Annotated in this window: 13 protein-coding genes; 6 read left to right on the forward strand and 7 right to left on the reverse strand. The window is 65.3% G+C overall.

The genetic code is table 11. The features are described from left to right. Nucleotides 1–22: 22 nt before the first annotated feature. The 4 genes from QPK27_RS18475 to QPK27_RS18490 all read right to left on the reverse strand — a co-directional run bounded on the left by QPK27_RS18475 (nt 23) and on the right by QPK27_RS18490 (nt 6,161). Nucleotides 23–1,360: a TldD/PmbA family protein gene (locus QPK27_RS18475; RefSeq protein WP_290419640.1), complete on the reverse strand. Its 1,338-nt coding sequence runs from the start codon at nt 1,358–1,360 to the stop codon at nt 23–25. A 10-nt stretch (nt 1,361–1,370) separates the two neighbouring features. Next, complete coding sequence (locus QPK27_RS18480; RefSeq protein WP_290419641.1) at nt 1,371–3,008, reverse strand: TldD/PmbA family protein; 1,638 nt, start codon at nt 3,006–3,008, stop codon at nt 1,371–1,373. 169 nt (nt 3,009–3,177) lie between these two features. Beyond that, complete coding sequence (locus QPK27_RS18485) at nt 3,178–4,512, reverse strand: TldD/PmbA family protein (RefSeq protein WP_290419642.1); 1,335 nt, start codon at nt 4,510–4,512, stop codon at nt 3,178–3,180. A 14-nt stretch (nt 4,513–4,526) separates the two neighbouring features. Beyond that, entirely contained in the window at nt 4,527–6,161 is a 1,635-nt protein-coding gene (locus tag QPK27_RS18490; protein WP_290419643.1) for a TldD/PmbA family protein, read from the reverse strand. Between the two features lie 335 nt (nt 6,162–6,496). Between QPK27_RS18490 and QPK27_RS18495 the strand changes: the two genes are divergently transcribed. Both QPK27_RS18495 and QPK27_RS18500 read left to right on the forward strand, forming a co-directional pair. Further along, nucleotides 6,497–7,294 carry a class I SAM-dependent methyltransferase gene (locus QPK27_RS18495; RefSeq protein WP_290419644.1) on the forward strand — a complete coding sequence of 266 codons (798 nt, stop codon included), beginning with the start codon at nt 6,497–6,499 and terminating at the stop codon, nt 7,292–7,294. A 121-nt stretch (nt 7,295–7,415) separates the two neighbouring features. Next, nucleotides 7,416–9,008, forward strand: coding sequence for a S1C family serine protease (locus QPK27_RS18500; protein ID WP_290419645.1), 1,593 nt, complete (start codon nt 7,416–7,418; stop codon nt 9,006–9,008). A gap of 121 nt (nt 9,009–9,129) precedes the next feature. On the opposite strand, the gene QPK27_RS18505 is transcribed toward QPK27_RS18500, so the two are convergent. Then, nucleotides 9,130–10,734 (reverse strand): serine hydrolase, encoded by a 1,605-nt coding sequence (locus QPK27_RS18505; protein WP_290419646.1) that lies wholly within the window; start codon nt 10,732–10,734, stop codon nt 9,130–9,132. Between the two features lie 9 nt (nt 10,735–10,743). After that, complete coding sequence (locus tag QPK27_RS18510; protein WP_290419647.1) at nt 10,744–12,600, reverse strand: M1 family metallopeptidase; 1,857 nt, start codon at nt 12,598–12,600, stop codon at nt 10,744–10,746. Nucleotides 12,601–12,784: 184 nt separating this feature from the next. Here QPK27_RS18510 and QPK27_RS18515 point away from each other — a divergent pair, with 184 nt between their 5' ends. After that, nucleotides 12,785–13,369, forward strand: coding sequence for a TMEM165/GDT1 family protein (locus QPK27_RS18515; protein ID WP_290419648.1), 585 nt, complete (start codon nt 12,785–12,787; stop codon nt 13,367–13,369). A gap of 1 nt (nt 13,370) precedes the next feature. Here QPK27_RS18515 and QPK27_RS18520 read toward each other — a convergent pair whose 3' ends face one another. Next, nucleotides 13,371–14,978, reverse strand: coding sequence for a CehA/McbA family metallohydrolase (locus QPK27_RS18520; protein WP_290419649.1), 1,608 nt, complete (start codon nt 14,976–14,978; stop codon nt 13,371–13,373). 158 nt (nt 14,979–15,136) lie between these two features. Here QPK27_RS18520 and QPK27_RS18525 point away from each other — a divergent pair, with 158 nt between their 5' ends. The 3 genes from QPK27_RS18525 (at nt 15,137) to QPK27_RS18535 (ending at nt 19,104) form a co-directional block, all read left to right on the forward strand. Continuing rightward, nucleotides 15,137–16,018, forward strand: coding sequence for a LysR family transcriptional regulator (locus QPK27_RS18525; protein ID WP_290419650.1), 882 nt, complete (start codon nt 15,137–15,139; stop codon nt 16,016–16,018). A 95-nt stretch (nt 16,019–16,113) separates the two neighbouring features. After that, entirely contained in the window at nt 16,114–16,515 is a 402-nt protein-coding gene (locus tag QPK27_RS18530) for a RidA family protein (RefSeq protein ID WP_290419651.1), read from the forward strand. Between the two features lie 234 nt (nt 16,516–16,749). After that, a complete protein-coding gene (locus tag QPK27_RS18535) occupies nt 16,750–19,104 on the forward strand; it encodes a GH92 family glycosyl hydrolase (RefSeq protein WP_290419652.1) in 2,355 nt (784 codons plus the stop codon). Nucleotides 19,105–19,106: the final 2 nt, after the last annotated feature.

Genomic DNA, 19,106 nt, shown 5'->3' on the forward strand with positions numbered 1-19,106 from the left:
CGTATTGTGCCCCGTCCTCGCCTTATACCGCGTCCGATAGCGAGGTAAAGTTAAAGTCGCGCACCTTCATCGGCGGCAGCACCATCTGATACGGCACTTCGTCGCCACCGATGACGGTCGGCTTGCCCAGTTCGTCGATGTTGTTCAGGATCGTGACCGGGCTCTCGTTGAAACGGAAGTTCTTGAGCGGGTACTTGATCTTGCCGTTCTCGACGTAGAAGGTGCCGTCGCGGGTCAGGCCCGTGATCAACAGCGACTGCGGATCGACCATGCGGATGTACCAGGTGCGGGTGACCACGATGCCCTTCTTGGTGCCTTCGATCAGCTCTTCCAGCGACTTGGTGCCGCCCGCCATGATCATGTTGCCGTGGCCGGCCGTGGCCTGCTTGCCGGTCTTCTGGGCCCAGTACGGCGAGTACTCGAGCGAGGCGATGCGGCCATCCTTGATCAAGTCGGTCTTGCGGCGCGCCAGCATGGTCTCGCTGTCCCATGGCGACACCGGCACGTCCGGGTTCCACGGGTCGGCCCAGATGTTGACCTTGCTGTCGAACAGCTTGTCGCCCAGGCGGTTGCCGCCGCCCGGCTTGGCCAGGAAGCTGCGGCCTTCGTCGGCCGAACGGGCGCTGAACGAGGCGAACATATTGCCGAGGATTTCGGAGGTGGCCGCCGGCTCCAGGATCACGGTATAGCGGCCCGGTTCCAGCGCGCGCGCGTCGACCGAGCGCAGCGCCTTTTCGATCGCCACTTCCGACGCTTCGCGCGCATCGAAGCGCGCCGTGTCGACCGCCGAACGGGTGACCCAGCCCGAACCGCGCCCGTCTTCGGTACGCGCGGTCAGGGTGTACGACAGATCCGTGAATTCCTGGTGGCCGAACACGCCCTTCGAGTTGGCGATGGTCGAGAAGCGCGTGCTGTCGGTGAAGAAGCCGGCGGTGACCAGCTTGTTCTTGCGCGCCAGCTCGATGCTGGTCGCCGCCACTTGCGCTCGGAATTCCGGGTCGATGTCGGCGGTGCTTTTCACGAACGTATTGGTGGCGCGGTATTCCTGCTTGCCGAACGCCGGCACGAACTCGGGATTCTCCGGCGCCAGGCGCGCCAGTTCCTCGGCGCGGCGCACCGCGCGTTCGAGCGACTTGTCGTCGAACTCGTTGATCACGGCGGTGCCGCTGCGCTTGCCGAAGGCGACGCGCACCATCAGCTGCATGTTCTCGGTCAGGCCGGCGGTCGAGACGCTGTTGCGCGCGAAGCGCACGTTGCCGACCCGGCTGCCTTCGATGACGACGCTGCATTCGTCGGCCTTCGACAGCGCCAGCACGCGGTCGCACACTTGTTTTGCTTGTTCCTGGTTCATCGCTTTCATCGCCGTCTCCTCAGCCGATCTTGCGCGCGGTGTTGATCACATTGATGCCATTGAAGCGCGTGGTGCTCGAGCCGTGTGACACGGCGCTGACCTGGCTTGGCTGGCCCTTGCCGTCGAAGAACGAGCCGCCCATGCGCCAATCGCGCTCGTCGCAGATGGCCGAGCAGGCATTCCAGAATTCCTGGGTGTTCGACTGGTAGGCCACGTCTTCCAAGGGACCTGCGATCTTGCCGTTCTTGATCTCGTAGAACAGCGTGCCGCCGAACTGGAAGTTGTAGCGCTGCTGGTCGATCGAGTACGAACCGCGGCCCAGGATGTAGATGCCTTTCTTGACGTCCTTGATCATCTCGTCCGGGGTCAGGCGCGCTTTGCCCGGCTCCAGCGACACGTTCGGCATGCGCTGGAACTGCACCGTGCTCCAGCTGTCGGCGTACGAGCAGCCGTGTGATTCCTTCTCGCCGATGATGTGGGCCTGGTCGCGCGTGGCCTGGTAGTTGACCAGCACGCCGTTGCGGATGATGTCCCACTTCCTGGCGGCCACGCCTTCGTCGTCGTAGCCGATCAGGCCGAGCGAACCCGGGGTGGTACGGTCGGCCACGAAGTTGACGCGCTCGGCGCCGTACTTGAATTTCCTGGTTTGCCACTTGTCGAGCGAAGCGAAGCTGGTGCCGGCGTAGTTGGCCTCGTAGCCCAGCACGCGATCGAGTTCGGTCGGGTGGCCGACGTTCTCGTGGATCGTCAGGAACAGGTGGTCGGGCGACAGCACCAGGTCGTACTTGCCCGGCTCGACCGACTTGGCGGTGAGCTTCTCGCGCGCCTGCTTGCCGGCCAGGCGCGCGTCTTCGATGATGTCGTAGGACTTGGTGTACAGCGTGGTGACGCCGCCGGCGGCGCGGATCTTGTCCTCGGCGCGCGCATCGAAATATTCATAGCCCATCGACACCGGGGCGCCGAGACCGCCGCGCGAGCGGAACTTGCCGCTGGCTTTATCAATGGCGGTGGCGTTGATCGGGGCCCACAGGCGGTGGATGTCCTGGTCGATATACGAGCCGTCGGTGGAGGCGAAGTATTTTTGCTGGTTGATCTGGAACAGCGACGCGGTCATGAAGTTCGCGCCCGCATCCATGCCGGCCTTGTTGGCGGCGATCAGCATCTCGGCCTTGTCCTTGATCGGGACCGTGCGCCAGTCTTTCTTGAGCGGGGTGGCCCAGGCCACTTCGCCCACGCCTTTTACTGGGGCCAGGCGCACGGGTTCGGTCTGCAGCTTGGCGTTGGCCTTGGCGATGGCGACGGCCTGGCGCGCGGCGGCGGCGACGCCGTCGGCGGTCATGCTGTTGGTCGAGGCGAAGCCGTAGGCGCCGTTGGCGATCACGCGCACGCCCACGCCCGACGATTCGGTGTTGTTGATGCTCTCGACGTTGAGGTCGCGCGTGATGATGAACTGGTTCAGGTAGCGGCCGATGCGCACGTCGCAGTAGGAAGCGCCGGCTTGCGTGGCCGCGCTCATCGCGGTGTCGGCCAGGGCCTTCTTGGCCGCGACCGCCATCGGGTTGAGCAGCTCGTCGGCGGCGATCGCGTTGCCGAAGACGGGGATCAGCATGGCGCCGGCAGTGCCGGCGCCGATTTGCAGGAATTTACGACGTTCCATTTTGTGTTATCCGTTTTGTTTACGCTTGCGGGACGTTGGCGCACGCCCGTATAACCACCCTAAAAACCGTCATCCCCGCGGAGGCGGGGATCCAAGTTCGTAGCGCAGTGGCAGCGCATGCAAACTTGGGTTCCCGCCTCCGCGGGAACGACGGTCTTGAGGCAGGGGGTTACACCGCGTCCGACAGCGACGTGAAGTTGAAGTCCCGTACCTTCATCGCCGGAATCAGCATCGAATAGCGCGCCTCATCCCCGCCGATCACCGCCGGCTTGCCGATCTCCTCGATGTTGTTCAACATCGAGATCGGGCTCTCGTTGAAGCGGAAGTTCTTGATCGGGTGTTTGATCTTGCCGTTCTCAACGTAGAAGGTGCCGTCGCGCGTCAGGCCGGTCAGCGCCACCGATTGCGGGTCGACCATGCGGATGTACCAGGTGCGGGTTACCAGCACGCCCTTCTTGGTGCTGGCGATCAGCTCCTCGGTGGTCTTGCTGGTGCCGCCCATGATGATGTTGCCGGCGGTGCCGATGGCGCGCTGGCCCTTCTTCTTGGCCCAGAACTGCGAGTAGTCGAGCGCATTGATACGGCCATCCTTGACCAGCGCCACGCGCTCGCGCGGCAGCATCTTGTCGTCCCACGGCAGCACCGGCACTTCCTTGTCCCACGGGTCGGTCCAGATGTTGACCTGCTGGTCGAACAGCTTGTCCCCCAGGCGGTTCTTGCCGCCCTGCTTCGACAGGAAGCTGCGGCCTTCATCCGTGTTGCGCGCGTCGAAGCCGTTCATCATGAACACCAGCAGGTCGCTTGTTGCCGCCGGCTCCATGATCACGGTATAGCGGCCCGGCTCCAGCGCCTTGGCCTCGACCGAGCGCATCGCCTTCTCGATCGCCACTTCGGCCGCTTCGCGCGGATCGAAACGGGCGACGTCGCGCGCCGAGCGCTTGGACCAGCCCGAGCCGCGGCCGTCTTCAGTGCGGATGGTCAGCGTGAAGTCGAGCGAGGTGGCGCTCTGGTGGCCGAACACGCCGTTCGAATTGGCGACCGTCTCGAACATGGTGCGGTCGGTCAGGAAGCCGGCCGAGACCAGGCCCTTCTTGCGGCAGGCCTCGATCGCATAGGCTGCGGCTTGCGCGCGGTATTCCGGGTCGATGTCGGCGGTGGCCTGCACATAGGTGTCCGAAGGCTTGAAGGCGGTCTTGGCGAGGGCCGGCATGAACTCGGGATTTTCGGGCGCCAGGCGCGCCAGGTCTTCGGCGCGGCGCACCGCGCGCTCGAGCGACTTGTCGTCGAATTCGTTGATGGTGGTGGTGCCCTGCTTGTTGCCGTAGGCGACCTGGATCTGGATGCGGGTGTCGTCGGCGAGACCGGCGGTGGAGACGGCGTTGCGCGCGAAGCGGATGTTGCCGATGCGGCTGCCCTCGATGTTGACGATGCACTCGTCGGCCTTGGTCAGCGACATCACGCGGTCGCAGATTTTCTTGGTTTGGTCCTGGGTCAGGATGGTCATTGTGCGGTCCCTGCTTAGCCGATCTTGCGAGCGGTGTTGATCACATTGATGCCGTTGAAGCGCGCGGTCGAGGAACCGTGCGAGACGATGCTGATCTGCGGCGGCTGTCCTTTGCCGTCGAAGAAGGAGCCGCCCATGCGCCAGTCGCGTTCATCGCAGATGCCTGCGCACGCGTTCCAGAACTCCTGGGTGTTGGCCTGGTAGGCCACGTCTTCCAGCATCTCGCCGATCTTGCCGTCCTTGATCTCGTAGAACAGCTGGCCGCCGAACTGGAAGTTGTAGCGCTGCTGGTCGATCGAGAACGAACCGTCGCCGACGATGTAGATGCCCTTCTTGATGCCCTTGACCATCTCGTCCGGGGTGAGTTTCGCCTTGCCGGCCGCCAGCGAGACGTTCGGCATGCGCTGGAACTGCACCGTGCTCCAGCTGTCGGCGTACGAGCAGCCGTGCGATTCCTTCTCGCCGATGATGTGGGCCTGGTCGCGCGTAGCCTGGTAATTGACCAGGATGCCGTCCTTGATGATGTCCCATTTTTTACCCGGCACGCCTTCGTCGTCGTAGGCCACCGCGCCCAGCGAACCCGGGGTGGTCTTGTCGGCGAACAGGTTGACGATCGGGGCGCCGTACTTGAAGTTCTTCGACTTCCATTTGTCCAGCGTGGCGAAGCTGGTGCCGGCGTAGTTGGCCTCGTAGCCCAGCACGCGATCGAGTTCGGTCGGGTGTCCGACGTTCTCGTGGATGGTCAGCCACAGGTGTTCGGGCGACAGCATCAGGTCGTACTTGCCCGGCTGGACCGACTTGGCGGTCAGCTTGCGCTTGGCATCGCGGCCCGCGGCGCGCGCGTCTTCCACGATGTCGTAGGTCTCGGTGTACAGGGTGGCGACGCCACCGGCGGCCTTGATCTTGTGTTCCGGCTTGGCGTCGAAGTATTCGTAGCCCTTGCCGACCGGGTTGCCCAGGCCCGCGCGCGAGCGGAACTTGCCGCTGGCCTTGTCGACCGCGGTGGCCGAGAACGGGGCCCACAGGCGGTGGATATCCTGGTCGATGTAGGAGCCGTCGGTGGAAGCGAAGTACTTCTGCTGGTTCACCTGGAACAGGCGCGATTGCATGAAGCTGGCGCCGTTGTCGAGGCCCGCCTTGTTCGCCGCCAGCAGCATGTCGGCCTTGTCCTTGATCGCCACCGCGCGCCAGTCCTTGGTGTACGGCGTGCGCCACGATACCTCGCCCACGCCCTTGACTGGTGCAAGCTGCACCGGTTCGGTCTGCAGCCGCACGTTGGCTTTGGCGATGGCGACTGCCTGGCGCGCCGCGTTGGCGATGCCGTCGTTCGACATGTCCGAGGTCGCCGCGAAGCCGTAGGCGCCGTTGCAGATCACGCGCACGCCGACGCCGACCGACTCGGTGTTCGAGACGCTTTCGACGTTCAGGTCGCGGGTGGTGATGAACTGGTTGAGGTAGCGGCCGATGCGCACGTCGCAGTAGCTGGCGCCGGCCTTGGTGGCGGCGTTCAGCGCCACGTCGGCCAGGGCTTTCTTGGCTGCGACAGGCATGGTGGTGAGCAGCTCTTCGGCCGCGATCGCGCGGCCTACCGGCAAGAACAGGCTGCCGAGCGCCATGCTGCTGTAGTTGAGAAAGGTACGGCGTTCCATAGGATCTCCTGAGTAACCTACTTCCGGGCAGCGGTAGCCATGTTCAACACGGCGCCGCTCTTGTATGTACGGCTTTTCTGTTGTGGGCCTGCGACCTGTATGACAAGCAGCAAACCTCTCAACCATAGCAGTAACTAAAGATTTTGAATAGGCAATCTTTGTGCCAGCGCAAGGTACTTACAGCTGCTTTATGTCAGCAGCTCCGTCCTTATTCGTTGGACGAGTATCCATCCTCGGACAACGCTTGACTGCCGGCCTTGCCTGTTCGATCATCGTTCGCGGCGACGCCGGCGCCCCTGCCCGCGCGAGCCCCCTATCACGGAGACTTCGACACGATGAAACGACTGATCCTGGCCGCCATGCTGGCGACCGGCCTGGCCGGCGCCGCCAGCACGGCACTGGCCGACGACGCCCTCAAATCCGCCATCGCCGGCGAGCATCGCAGCGCCGCCAACAAGGCGCGCGATACTTACCGCCATCCCTACGAGACCCTGACCTTCTTCGGCATCAAGCCGACCATGACGGTGATCGAACTGGCGCCGGGCGGCGGCTGGTACACCGAGATCCTGGCCCCCTACCTGGCCGACAAGGGCAAGTTGATCGGCGGCGCGCCGTCGGCCGAATCGCGCGGCGGCAAGGCCTTCCGCGAGCGCCTGGCGGGCACCCCGGCCCTGTACGGCAAGGTCACGCCGGCCGTGTTCGAGCCGCCCAGCCGCTTCGAACTGGGCGCGCCGAACAGCGCCGACATGGTGGTCACCTTCCGCAACCTGCACAACTGGCTGGGCAACGGCGGCGACGCCGCCATCCTCACCACCTTCAAGGAAGTGCACAAGGTGCTCAAACCGGGCGGCGTGCTGGGCGTGGTCGAGCACCGCCTGCCGGCGAAGATGAAGCAGGACGAGAAAGCGTCGAGCGGCTACATGCACGAAGCCTACGTGATCCGCCTGGCCGAACAGGCGGGCTTCAAGCTGGCCGCCAAGTCCGAGATCAACGCCAATCCGAAGGACACGGCGGATCACGAAAAAGGCGTGTGGACGCTGCCGCCGGTGCTGGCCAACAAGGACAAGGACCGCGAGAAGTACCTGGCGATTGGCGAGAGCGATCGCATGACGCTCAAGTTCGTCAAGCAGTAAGCTTTGACCCCGCACGCGGGACCGGCTGCGGCCGGCCCGCGTGACGATCCACGCATTTCCCTGCGCGTCGGGCGTGTATATTCCTACGGTTGCGTACCTGATCGAGCCACCGAAGGAAACCATGACCCAGCTTCGTCTTACCGCCCTCGCCGCTGCACTCGTTTTGTCCGGCCCGGCCCACGCTCAGGATGGCGTGGCGGCGTATCCGCAAGGCGTGCCTGCGCCGGCGCCCGCCACTGCCCCTGCCGTTGCTCCCGCCCCTGCGCGGCCCGCCGTTCCCGCTCCCGCCCTGCCGGCGGTCGAAAACTCGGTGGTCAAGATCTTCGCCACCATCCGCCGCCCCGACCCGTATAAACCCTGGACCAAGGCGTCGCCGGCCGACGTTACCGGATCCGGCGTCATCATCGAGGGCAGGCGCATCCTGACCAATGCCCATGTGGTCGGCTACGCCAGCCAGGTCGAGGTGCAGGCCAGCCAGTCGGGCGACAAGGTGCCGGCCAGGGTCATCGCGGTGGCGCGCGGGCTCGATCTGGCCGTGCTGGAGCTGGATGACCCATCGTTCTTCGACAAGCGCCCACCAGTGCCGCGCGCACCGGTGCTGCCCGACGTGCGCCAGCAGGTGTTCGCATACGGCTATCCGGTGGGCGGCAATTCGCTGTCTACCACCACCGGCATCGTCTCGCGCGTGGAGTTCGTCAACTACGGCGCCTTCAGCTCGGGACTGCGGATCCAGATCGACGCGCCGATCAATCCGGGCAACAGCGGCGGGCCGGTGGTGGCGGGCGACAAGATGATCGGCCTGGCCTTCTCGGGCCTGGTCAACGCCCAGAACATCGGCTACGTGATCCCGAACGAAGAGATCGAGCTGTTCCTGCGCGACGTGGCCGACGGCCGCTACGACGGCAAGCCGCTGATGCACGACAGCGTGCAGACGCTCGAGAATCCCGCGCTGCGCCAGTTCCTGAAACTCGATAAATCGGTCGAGGGCTCGGTGGTGCACAAGCCGTATCGCACGGACGCCGCCTGGCCGCTCAAGGAATGGGACGTGATCACCCACATCGGCGAGTACCCGATCGACAACCAGGGCATGGTCAAGCTGGGATCGAACCTGCGCGTGCGCTTCCAGTACCGCATCCAGCAGGTAGCGAAGAACGGCGTGATACCGCTGACCGTGGTCCGCGACGGCAAGCCGGTCAAGGTGGCGCTGCCGGCGATCGGCGCGCGGCCGCTGCTCATTTCGGACCTGAACGGCGCGTATCCGTCGTATTTCATTTACGGGCCGCTGGTGTTCTCGCGCGCCACGACCGAGTTCACCAGCTTTGTCAGCAACAGCGTGCAGGGCATGAACCTGTATGCGTTCAATGCCTCGCCGCTGGTGACGCAGCGGGGCGACTCGCCGGGCGCCGAGCGCGAGGAGCTGGTGGTGATCAGTGCGCCGTTCTTCCCGCACCGGCTGGTGAGCGGGTACAGCAACCGCTTCGGCTCGGTGCTGGAGTCGGTGAACGGCAAACCGGTGCGCAGCCTGCAGCACCTGGTTGAGCTGCTGCGCGACCTGAAGGACGAGCAGCTGGTGCTGCGCTTCGACCAGCGTTATGGCGAGAGCATGGTGCTGCCGCGCAAGGCGATGCTGGAGGCGACCGAGGCGATCCTGTCGGATAACGGGATCAGGATGCAGGGGTCGGAGGATATGATGAAAGTCTGGAGCAGCAAGTAACACCGTAGGGTTGGCGGCTTCGCCGCCGACGCGTTCAACCAGTGTTCGCGTTCTGGCAACGCAAGCCGGAGTTGAACGCGTCGGCGGCAGAGCGCGGGGCCGCCGAGGCCAACCCTACCTATCACTTCGCCTTTTTCACGGGCGTGAACAACAGGTCCTGGAAGTCGTAGCTGAAATCCGTCTCGGTCGAAATCGGCTTCATGCGCAGCCGCTCGATCGAGCCATCATGATCGAGCGAGAACGTCGCATACGCATCGGCATTGAAGTTACGCTCCTTCCAGCGCACGATGAAGGTGTCGTGCTGGAAGTGCTCCATCTCCCCGGTCAGGTCCGGCGTGCGCGAGAACGACATGATCAGCTTGGTGCCAACCTTCTTCACCGTCGCCTTGCCATACCACGCGTCCTCGTACTCGCCCACGTAGTCGCCCAGCGCCAGCGACGGCTTGGACGCCTTGGCGCGGCTGCCCGTCTCCTTCTTCAGGCGCGCGGCTTCCTTCTCCTGCATTTCGCGGTCGACGTCGGCGATGCGGCCGATCCAGTCGGTCGGCGCCACGCCCAGGTACTGGTCGAGCAGGCGGTATTGCAGCGCGTTGAGCGACGGGCCGCTCTCGGCGTTGGTGAAGATCGCGATGCCCAGCTTCGCTTCCGGCACCAAGAGCACGCGCGAATAGAAGCCCTGCAGCGCGCCGCCGTGCATCGCCACCAGCTTGCCCTGGTAGTCGCGCAGCTGGAAGCCCAGGCCGTAGGCGTAGAAGTTGGGCTTGGTCGCGGACAGCGGAGGACGCGGCTGGTTGATCGCCATCGGCGTCTGCGCGGTCCACATCTCGCGCGCCTGTTTGTCCGACCACAGGCGCACTTCCTTGCCGCTGGCGTCTTTTCCAACGCGGCCGCCATCCAGCAGCACGTTCATCCAGCGCGCGATGTCTTCGGCGCTGGTGTTGATGCCGACCGCGCCGACCGCGTTCGCCACTGGCATCGGCTTGACCACCGCCGCCTTGCCGTTGATCTTGCTGTGCGGCGCCGACACGTTCATGCCGGCCGTGTGCGCATCGAGGCTGGTGGTGGTGCCCGTCATGCCGACCGGATCGAGGATCCACTCGCGCATGGTCTGGCCCCAGGGTTTACCCGACTTCTGGGCGATGATCTTGCCGGCCACGATGTACAGCAGGTTGTCGTAGGCGTAGCTGCTACGGAAGCTGGTCGCCGGCTTGATGTAGCGGAGGTTGTGGATGATCTCGTCGCTGGTGAAGGTGGTGGTCGGCCACCACATCAGGTCACCGGCGCCCAGCCCCAGGCCGCTGCGGTGGGTCAGCAGGTCTCGCACCGTCATCTCGGCCGTCACATAGGCATCGTACATGCGGAAGTCCGGCAGGTGCTTGATGACCGGGTCGTCCCAATCGAGCTTGCCCTGGTCGACCAGCATCGCCAGGCCGGCGGCGGTGAAGGCCTTGGAGTTGGAGGCGATCTCGAAGATGGTCTTGCCGTCCACCGGGGTCGGGTCGCCGAGTTTACGCACGCCGAAGCCCTGGGTCACCACCACCTTGCCATCCTTGACCACCGCGATCGCGATGCCGGGCACGTCGAAGGTCTTCAGGACGCGATTGACATCGGCTTCCAGGTTGTATGCGGGTGCGGCAGCCGTCGTTGCGCTGTCCTGCGCCAGTGCGGCGCCGATCGACGAAAAGCCGATCAGCAGCGCGGCGGCGATCTTGTTCAATGTCTGCATGCGTGATCCTTATTGCTTGGCCATGGCCTTGTCGACGCTCGATTGCGTCTCCGGGTGATAGCGCTCGCGCGCCGCCTTGTAGATGCCTTCGGCCCAGGCGCGGTCTTCCGGCTTCTCGCGCAGCGCGGCGTACAGTGGCACCACGAACTTCTGGCGGCCGACGCTCATCAGGAAGGCTTCCAGGTTCGGACGCACGGCGCGGTAGCCGGCGTGCACCGCGGCGCGGTAGAAGCGGAACGCGACTTCGTTGTTGCCGGTCTTGGCCAGGCCGTAGGCGCGGTCCAGTTCCTCCAGCTTGGCGGCATCCGTCTTGTTGTCGATGTCGTTCAGGAACTTCATCCACTCGGTGGCGTTCCAGTCCTTGGCGTTCAGTTGCGCGGTGCTGACCGAGCCTTTGAGCCAGCCGTCGATGGTGGCGTTCAGCTTGGCCAGGCGCTGCGACACCGCGTGCTGGGCCGACTTCGGAATGCCCGGACCGTAGATCCACTCATCCAGCTCGACGTCGCTCATGATCTTCGGATTCCTGGCCAGCAGCTCCTTGCGCAGGTAGGCGATGAACTGGTCATTGGTCACGCTCTGGAACGCGTGCGTGTCGAACCAGCCGCGCAGGAACGGGTCGAACGCGGCGCGGCCGGCGCGCTGCTCGAGGGTGTGCAGGAACCAGGCGCCCTTCGGATACGCGAGCGAAGTGTCGGGATAGTATTCGGCCGAGGTATCCGGCTGGCGCGAGACCAGCGCCTGCTTGGCGGGCGTGAGTTCCTTGAGCATCTCGAGCGCTTCTTCCTGCTCCAGCTGCAGGTTCATCAGCGCCGCTTCCTTGCCGTAGATTTCTTCCAGGATGCGGGTGGTGACGTAGGTGGTGAAGCCTTCATTGAGCCACCAGTGCTTCCACGAGGCGTTGGTCACCAGGTTGCCCGACCAGCTGTGCGCCAGTTCGTGCGCGATCAGGTCGACCAGGCTGCGGTCGCCCGCGATCATGGTCGGGGTCAGGAAGGTCAGGCGCGGGTTTTCCATGCCGCCGATCGGGAACGATGGCGGCAGCACCAGCATGTCGTAACGCCCCCAGCGATACGGGCCGTACAGCTTCTCGGCCGCGGCCACCATTTTCTCGGTGTCGGCCAGTTCGTACTCGGCGGCCTTGATGCGCTGCGGCTCGGCATAGACGCCGGTGCGTCCGCCCAGGGTGCGCGCTTCCAGCTCGCCGATGCCGATCGCCAGCAGGTACGATGGAATCGGCTGCGGCATGGTGAACTTCCAGCCGCCTTGGCCGGTGGCCTTCATGTCGTTATCGGCGCTCATCACCACGCGCAGGCCTTGCGGCGCTTCGATGCGCGCGGTGTAGGTGAAGCGCACCGCCGGCGTGTCCTGGATCGGCACCCACGAGCGGGCGTTGATCGCCTGCGACTGGCTGAACATGAACGGGTGCTTGCCCGACATGGTCTGCACCGGTTTCAGCCACTGCAGCGCGGTGGCGGTGGGCGCGGTGCGGTAGTGGATGCGCACCTTGGTCGAACGATTCGGCAGCTTGACCTGCAGCGCCTGGCCCTTCTCCTGGTCGAATTTGCCCAGCGTATAGTCGGCCTTGCGCCAGGCGCCCTTCGCGTCCTGGGCTTCGATCTTCGAGATGGTCAGCTCGCGCGTGTCGAGATCGAGCACGGTGGCGTTCTTGTCCAGCCAGTTCAAAGTCAGTTCGGCGTAGCCGGACAGCGTCTTTTTGGTGAAGTCGGCCTTCAGGTCCATGTGCAGGGCCGTGGTCTTGACCTGGTCGTATTTGGCGTAGCTGAGGGGATCGAGCGCGAACGCGTAGGCGCTCCATGCGCCCAGGAGAGCTGCGGTGGTGGCGCGCAGCAGGGTGCTTGTCTTCATGGTCTCTCGCAGAAAATAGCAGCCCGGACGGGGCTGAAGGCGCGAGCAGAATAGCATGCGCGCCGGGACGGCGAAAGCGCCGACGGCGTGCCGGCGCCGGGAATAAATACGCCTGCCGCCCGCGCCGCCGGCGCCGGCTCTGCTATGATCCGCGCTCGCTTTTCACCGGTTTTTATCTGGATTCATGGACGCCTTTCTCGTTTCGACCGGCATCGTGGGACTCGCCGAGATCGGCGACAAGACCCAGCTGCTGGCCTTTTTGCTGGCCGCACGCTTTCGCCGTCCGCTGCCGATCGTGTTCGGCATCTTCGTCGCCACCGTCGCCAACCACGCCTTCGCCGCCGCCGTCGGTTCGCTGGTGAGCGAGCTGCTGGGGCCCGGCGTGATGCGCTGGGTGCTGGGCCTGTCCTTCCTCGGCATGGCGGCCTGGATCATGGTGCCGGACGAAGTCGACGCCGATGGGCTGAACGGCGCGCCGCTGGCGAAATACGGCGTGTTCCTCACCACCCTGCTCGCCTTCTTTGTCGCCGAGATGGGCGACAAGACCCAGGTCGCCACCGTGGCGCTGGCCGCGCGCTACGAGTCAATGGCGGCGATCGTGGCCGGCACCACCTTCGGCATGATGCTGGCGAATGTGCCGGCCGTGTACTTCGGCGAGCGCATTGCAGGACGCGTGCCGCTGACGCTGGTGCACGGGATCGCGGCGGTGATCTTCGCGGTGCTGGGCATCGCGACCTTGCTGGGCGCGGGCGCAGGCTTGGGCTTCTGAGCTATTCCTGCATCACCCACACCGGCGCCGACCACAGCACGTTGCCGTCGTCCTGCGTCACCCTGGCGTAGTAGAAGTGCGCGCCGGGCGCCGGCGTGAAGGTAGTCACCGCTTTTTCCGACAGCCGCGTCACCGTGCCGTTGCGGCCCGGGACGCCCTCCATGATCGCCATCGACGCCGCGCGCTTGCCGCCCTGGCTGGCGAAGTTGGCCACCAGCGTCAAGGCGCCGCCGTTGGCGAAGCGCTCGCCCATCATGCGTCCGTTGGCCGTCAGGACCAGCTGCGATTCCTTGTCCATCGTCGCGAACACGCGGCGCGCTTTCAACGCCTCGACGAAGCTGGCGCGGCTCAAGCCCACGCCGTCGGGCAGCAGCACGCCGGTGCGGTTGGTGTACGCCGCGCCCCAGTTGGCGCAGTGGTTGTCCTGGTTGCTGCTGAAGGCGACCCGGTAGCCGGCTTCCAGCAAGCGGTTGCAGGCGCCCTCGAAACTGCTGCGGCGCGTTTCGGTTTCCGTGACGTTGGTGGAGAACGCGGTGCTGTTCATCACCTCGCACAGCACCATCGCTTCCTCGCCGTCAGGCGTGTAGGCCAGCGGCACGCCATTCACCTGGAACTGGCCCGACGTTGCCGGATGGTTGAACTGCCCCACCCAGCCGCGCTCGCGCATCAGGGTGTACAGCGCCGCGTAGTCGCCGCGCGGCGTCAAGGTGTCGGCCATCAGTTCCCCTTTGGCGTTGGTCTCCCAGCCAAGCAGCTCGTCGCTGTTGAAGATGTTGACGTGGCCGCCGTTGCCGATCACGCCCCACTCCATGCCGTACAGCGCCAGGAAGCCCGGATGCGCCTTGCTGTACGCGGCCGCCTGCGCCAGGCCGGCGCGGTACAGCGCCCTGGCCCTGGCCGGGTCGGCGTCCGGCGCGCTGCCCGCCGAGCCGTCGTACATGTGGTTGTGTTCCGAGGCCACCAGCACGTCGAGCCCGCGCGCACGGGCATAGGCGAAGGCGTCGTTTGGACCATGCGGCGCGGTGCCGGGCGGCTGCGCGCTCTTGCATTGATCGATGTCGGCGCCGCCGTCGCTGTGGCCGGTCTGGCTGTGCAGGTTGCCGAGATAGACGGTGTACGGCAGCGCCTCGGGAGCGGGCACCGCGCCGCGTTCCAGGCCGCGCGGCAGTGGCGCGAACAGCGGCAGCGAGGGCGCGGCGGGTTGGCCGACCGCGATCTCCCAGTCCTGCTCGACCTGCTCGTGCTGTTGGTTTCCTTCCCCACGGACCGAGGCGCGCAGCCGCACGCGGTAGATGCCACTCGGCGCCGATGCCTTGCCCAGGCGCCCGGACCATGGCAACGGTACCGTGACCGCCTCTCCCGCCAGCCGCGCCTGGCCGCGCCAGCGCAGCGCGACGCGTCCGCCGGGACGAATCAGCTCGACGCGCCAGTCGACGGTCTGTGCACGCCTCAAGCCGGGGTAGTCGAAATTCATGTTGAAAGTGCGCTGCGGCGCGGCGGACTGGAACGGCGCGTGCAGCGTGGCTTCGAATTCCTGGTGTTCGCCCGGTTCGGCATGGACCAGGCCGCAGCACAGAGCCAGAGTGGAGAGGAGGAATAAGGTTTTCATGATGTCAATGTTGAAACTATTTACCGTCACAACATTGCGTAGACCCATCAGAGAATTGCCAATTCGTCCATTTTTATTGATGCGCTTTAAACAAGTCCGGCTTGCTCTCGGCCCCTCCCGGCGGGTATCGTTGCCGGGTTCCATACCACCTCATCCGCATGATCGACAAACTCGAACTGGCCCACCTGCGCACCCTGGACGCCCTGCACCGCTGCGCCAGCATCTCGGCTGCGGCCGAGCACCTGCACGTGTCGCAGCAGGCGGTCAGCCTGCAGCTGAAAAAAATCCGCACGCTGCTGGGAGACCCGCTGTTCGTGCGCACCGGCCACGGCATGACGCCGACGCCGTACGCCAAGCTGATCGCGCCGCACGTGAGCCGGGTGCTGGCGCAGCTGAACGCGATCCCGCTGCCGTCGACGCTGCAGCCCGAGCACACCGAGCGCACGCTGGTCATCTGCGGCACCGACTACACGCAGAAAGTGGTCGTGGCCGACCTGGTGCGCGACCTGCGCGCGCATGCGCCGAAAGTGAGTGTCGCGGTGGTCGGCATCGAAGTGGCCGAACTGGGACGCAAGATGCAGCACGGCGAGATCGACCTGGTATTCACGGTCGACGGTTCGCTCGCGCCCGGCCTGGTGGCCGAGCCGCTGTTCCTGGAGCAGTACCGCTGCGTGACCGCCAACCCGGCGCTTGCCGGCGCCACCCTGACGCCGCAGCAGCTGGCCGAACACGACTTCCTGGTGACCTCGCCCGGCGGCGCCCACTTCAAGGGATCCAGCGACGGCTGGTTCACGCGCCAGGGACTAGAGCGCCGCGTGGTGGCCGCGGCCCCCACCTTCTTCATGGCGCTGGAATACCTGAAGGGCACCGACCTGGTGGCCTTCATGCCGGCGCGCCTGCTGCCGTGCGACGGCCTGTTCGAGGTCGCGCTGACCAGGTACCCTCCCGGCTACACGGTGGTGGCCGGCCTGCATCCGAGCACGCAGGGGGATCCGTTCATGGCGTGGGTGCTGGAGCGCGTGAAGGCCAGGCTGGCATAGCATTGCTTGTATCGGCTACAAGCCGCCCTCGATTGCCGCGCACGGCCGCGCTGTCTATGCTGGTGCGCTTTCCACCAACAGCGAGCGCGAACGCCATGACCATCCAGCACATCAATCCTCCCGAACTGTACGAGGGCGCCCCGCACGGCCTGTCGCACGCCACCGTCGATACGGATACCGGCCTGGTATTCGTCTCCGGCCAGGTCGACTGGGACCGCGACTACCGCGTGCGCCACACTACCCTGCCAGAGCAGACCGAAGGCGCGGCGCGCAACCTGGCGCTGGTGCTGCAGGCGGCCGGCTCCTCGGTCGAGCGCATCCTGCAGCTGCGCGTCTACGTGCGCGGCGAGATCGGCGAACACCTGGAGACGGTGGCGCCGATCCTGGTGCGGCACCTCGGCGTGACGCGTCCGGCCCTCACCGGTATCGGCGTGGCCTCGCTGGCTTCGCCCGACACCCTGATCGAAATCGAGGCCGTGGCCAAGCTGGCGCGTTGATGCGCCCTGCATGGTGTGTTTACTAAAACAAGCTAAACTGGGGCCAAATTCGCGTCATATTGTCGAGACACACGATTGCGCATATAAGCTGTCAACCCGGCATTGTTACAGCCGCCGAACCCCGTTCATGCTTTCGGCATGGCCCCGGTTCCAACACGGCGGCCCAATGCCGAAAGGCGAAACGCAAACCAGAACAGGCGGCGATCCCCTACGCCGCCATCGTGTGGAGACCCCATGACAGCTCGTAGCAAGCGCGGAATTTTCCTGAAATCGAACCTGCTGGCCCTGGCGCTGGTGTTTAGTGCCGGCCCCACCCCGGTCCTCGCGGCCGAACCCGGCTCGCCGGCGGCGGCGGTCAACGTCTTCATCGGCACCGGAGCCGACGGCCACACCTTCCCCGGCGCCAGCCGCCCGTACGGCATGGTGCAGCTCTCGCCGGACACGCAGGTGCGCCACTTCCGCCAGAGCTATCCGTGGGCTTCGGGCTACAACTACGCCGACGATTCGATTCTCGGTTTCTCGCACACCCACTTCTCGGGCAGCGGCCACTCGGACCTGGGCGACGTGCTCCTGATGCCGTACAGCGGCGACACGCGCCTGGAGCCGGGCTATCCCGAGCGCCCGTTCACCGGCTACCGCTCGCGCTTCTCGCACGACCAGGAAAAGGCCGAGCCGGGCTACTACGCGGTGCGCCTGAAGGACCATGAAGTCGACGTCGAACTCACCGCCAGCGAGCGCGTGGGCCTGCACCGCTACCGCTTCAAGCAGGGCGAGCCGGCCAAGGTGATCCTCGACCTGCGCACCAGCATCTACAACTACGACAACAAGAACCTGTGGTCGCGCCTGCGCGTGCGCGATGGCTCGACCATCAGCGGCATGCGCGAGACGCGCGGCTGGGCCCCGGGCCGCCAGCTGTACTTCGCCGTGCGCTTCTCGCGCCCGATCGCCACGCGCCAGCTGCTCAACCGCGAAGAGGCTATCGAGTACAAGGGCTTCGCCCAGCCGGGCAAGAATCCGGGCGACCGCGCCATGGTCGAGGGCAAGGCCTTGATGGGCGACTTCCAGTTCGACGTGCCATCCGACGGCACGCTGATGGTGAAAGTAGCCATTTCGCCGACCAGCGAAGACAACGCCATCGCCAACCTGGACGAGATGCCGGGCTGGGACTTCGACGCCGAACGCGGCAAAGCAAGCAAGGCCTGGAACGAGGCGCTGGGCGCGGTCAGCGCCGAAGCGCCGGCGCCGATGCGCACCATGTTCTACACGGCCCTGTACCACAGCATGCTGGCGCCGTCGCTGTACATGGACCGCGACGGCAGCTACCGCGGCCCGGACAACCAGGTGCACAAGGCGAAGAACTTCCGCTTCCACTCGACCTTCTCGCTGTGGGACACCTACCGCGCACTGCACCCGCTCCTGACGCTGCTGGCGCCCGAGCAGCGCAACGCCGACTTCGTGCGCTCACTGATGGCGGCGCAGCAGCACAGCCCCTACGGCATCCTGCCGGTGTGGAGCTTCCATGGCCTGGAAACCTGGACCATGATCGGCTACCACGCGGTGCCGGTGATCGCCGACGCCTACATGAAGGGCATCAAGGGCTTCGACGCCGAAGAAGCGCTCAAGGCCATGACCGCCAGCGCGGAATACGGCCCGTACGGCGGCCTGGAACACTACATGAAGCTGGGCTACGTGCCGATCGACCTCGAGAAAGAAGCCGCATCGAAAACGGTGGAATACGCGTTCGACGACTGGACCATCGCGCGCATGGCCGAGAAGATGGGCAAGAAGGACATCGCCGCGCGCTACTACAAGCGCGCCCAGAACTACCGCAACGTGTTCGACAAGGACACCGGCTTTATCCGCGCGCGTAAATCGACCGGCGAATTCCGCACTCCGTTCGATCCGAACGTCTCGAACTTCGGCAGCGACTATACCGAGGGCAGCGCCTGGCAGTATTCCTGGTACATGCCGCACGATAACGCCGGCCTGATCTCGTTCCTGGGCGGCGACGCCGGCCTGGTCTCGAAGATCGACCAGGTGTTCGACGCCAAGGGCATCGACAATATGTACGCCCACATGGAAGACATCTCGGGCCTGATCGGCCACTACGCCCACGGCAACGAGCCGTCGCACCACGTGGCCTACCTGTACAACTACGCCGGTTCGCCGTGGCGCGCGCAGGAGCGCCTGGCGCAGATCATGGCGACCCAGTACAGCGACAAGCCGGACGGCCTGGCCGGCAACGACGACCTGGGCCAGATGTCGGCCTGGTTCACCTTTACCGCGATGGGCTTCTATCCGGTGGCCCCGGCCAGCAACGAATACGTGATCGGCCGTCCGTTCCTGGACAAGGCCACGCTGAACCTGCCGAACGGGAAGCGCTTCCGCATGCGCGCCGATAACCTGTCCGACGCCAACCGCTACATCGGCCGCGTGACGCTCAACGGCAAGCCGCTGGCGCGCACCTTCCTGCGCCACGAAGAAATCGTGGCCGGCGGCGAACTGGTGTTCACCATGCAGGACACGCCGAACAAGGAATGGGGCAAGGAGCAGAGCGCCCGTCCGTACACCCAGACGCGCTATCAATAAGG

It is taken from the genome of Massilia sp. YIM B02443, from assembly GCF_030411955.1.
GTDB lineage: Bacteria > Pseudomonadota > Gammaproteobacteria > Burkholderiales > Burkholderiaceae_D > Telluria.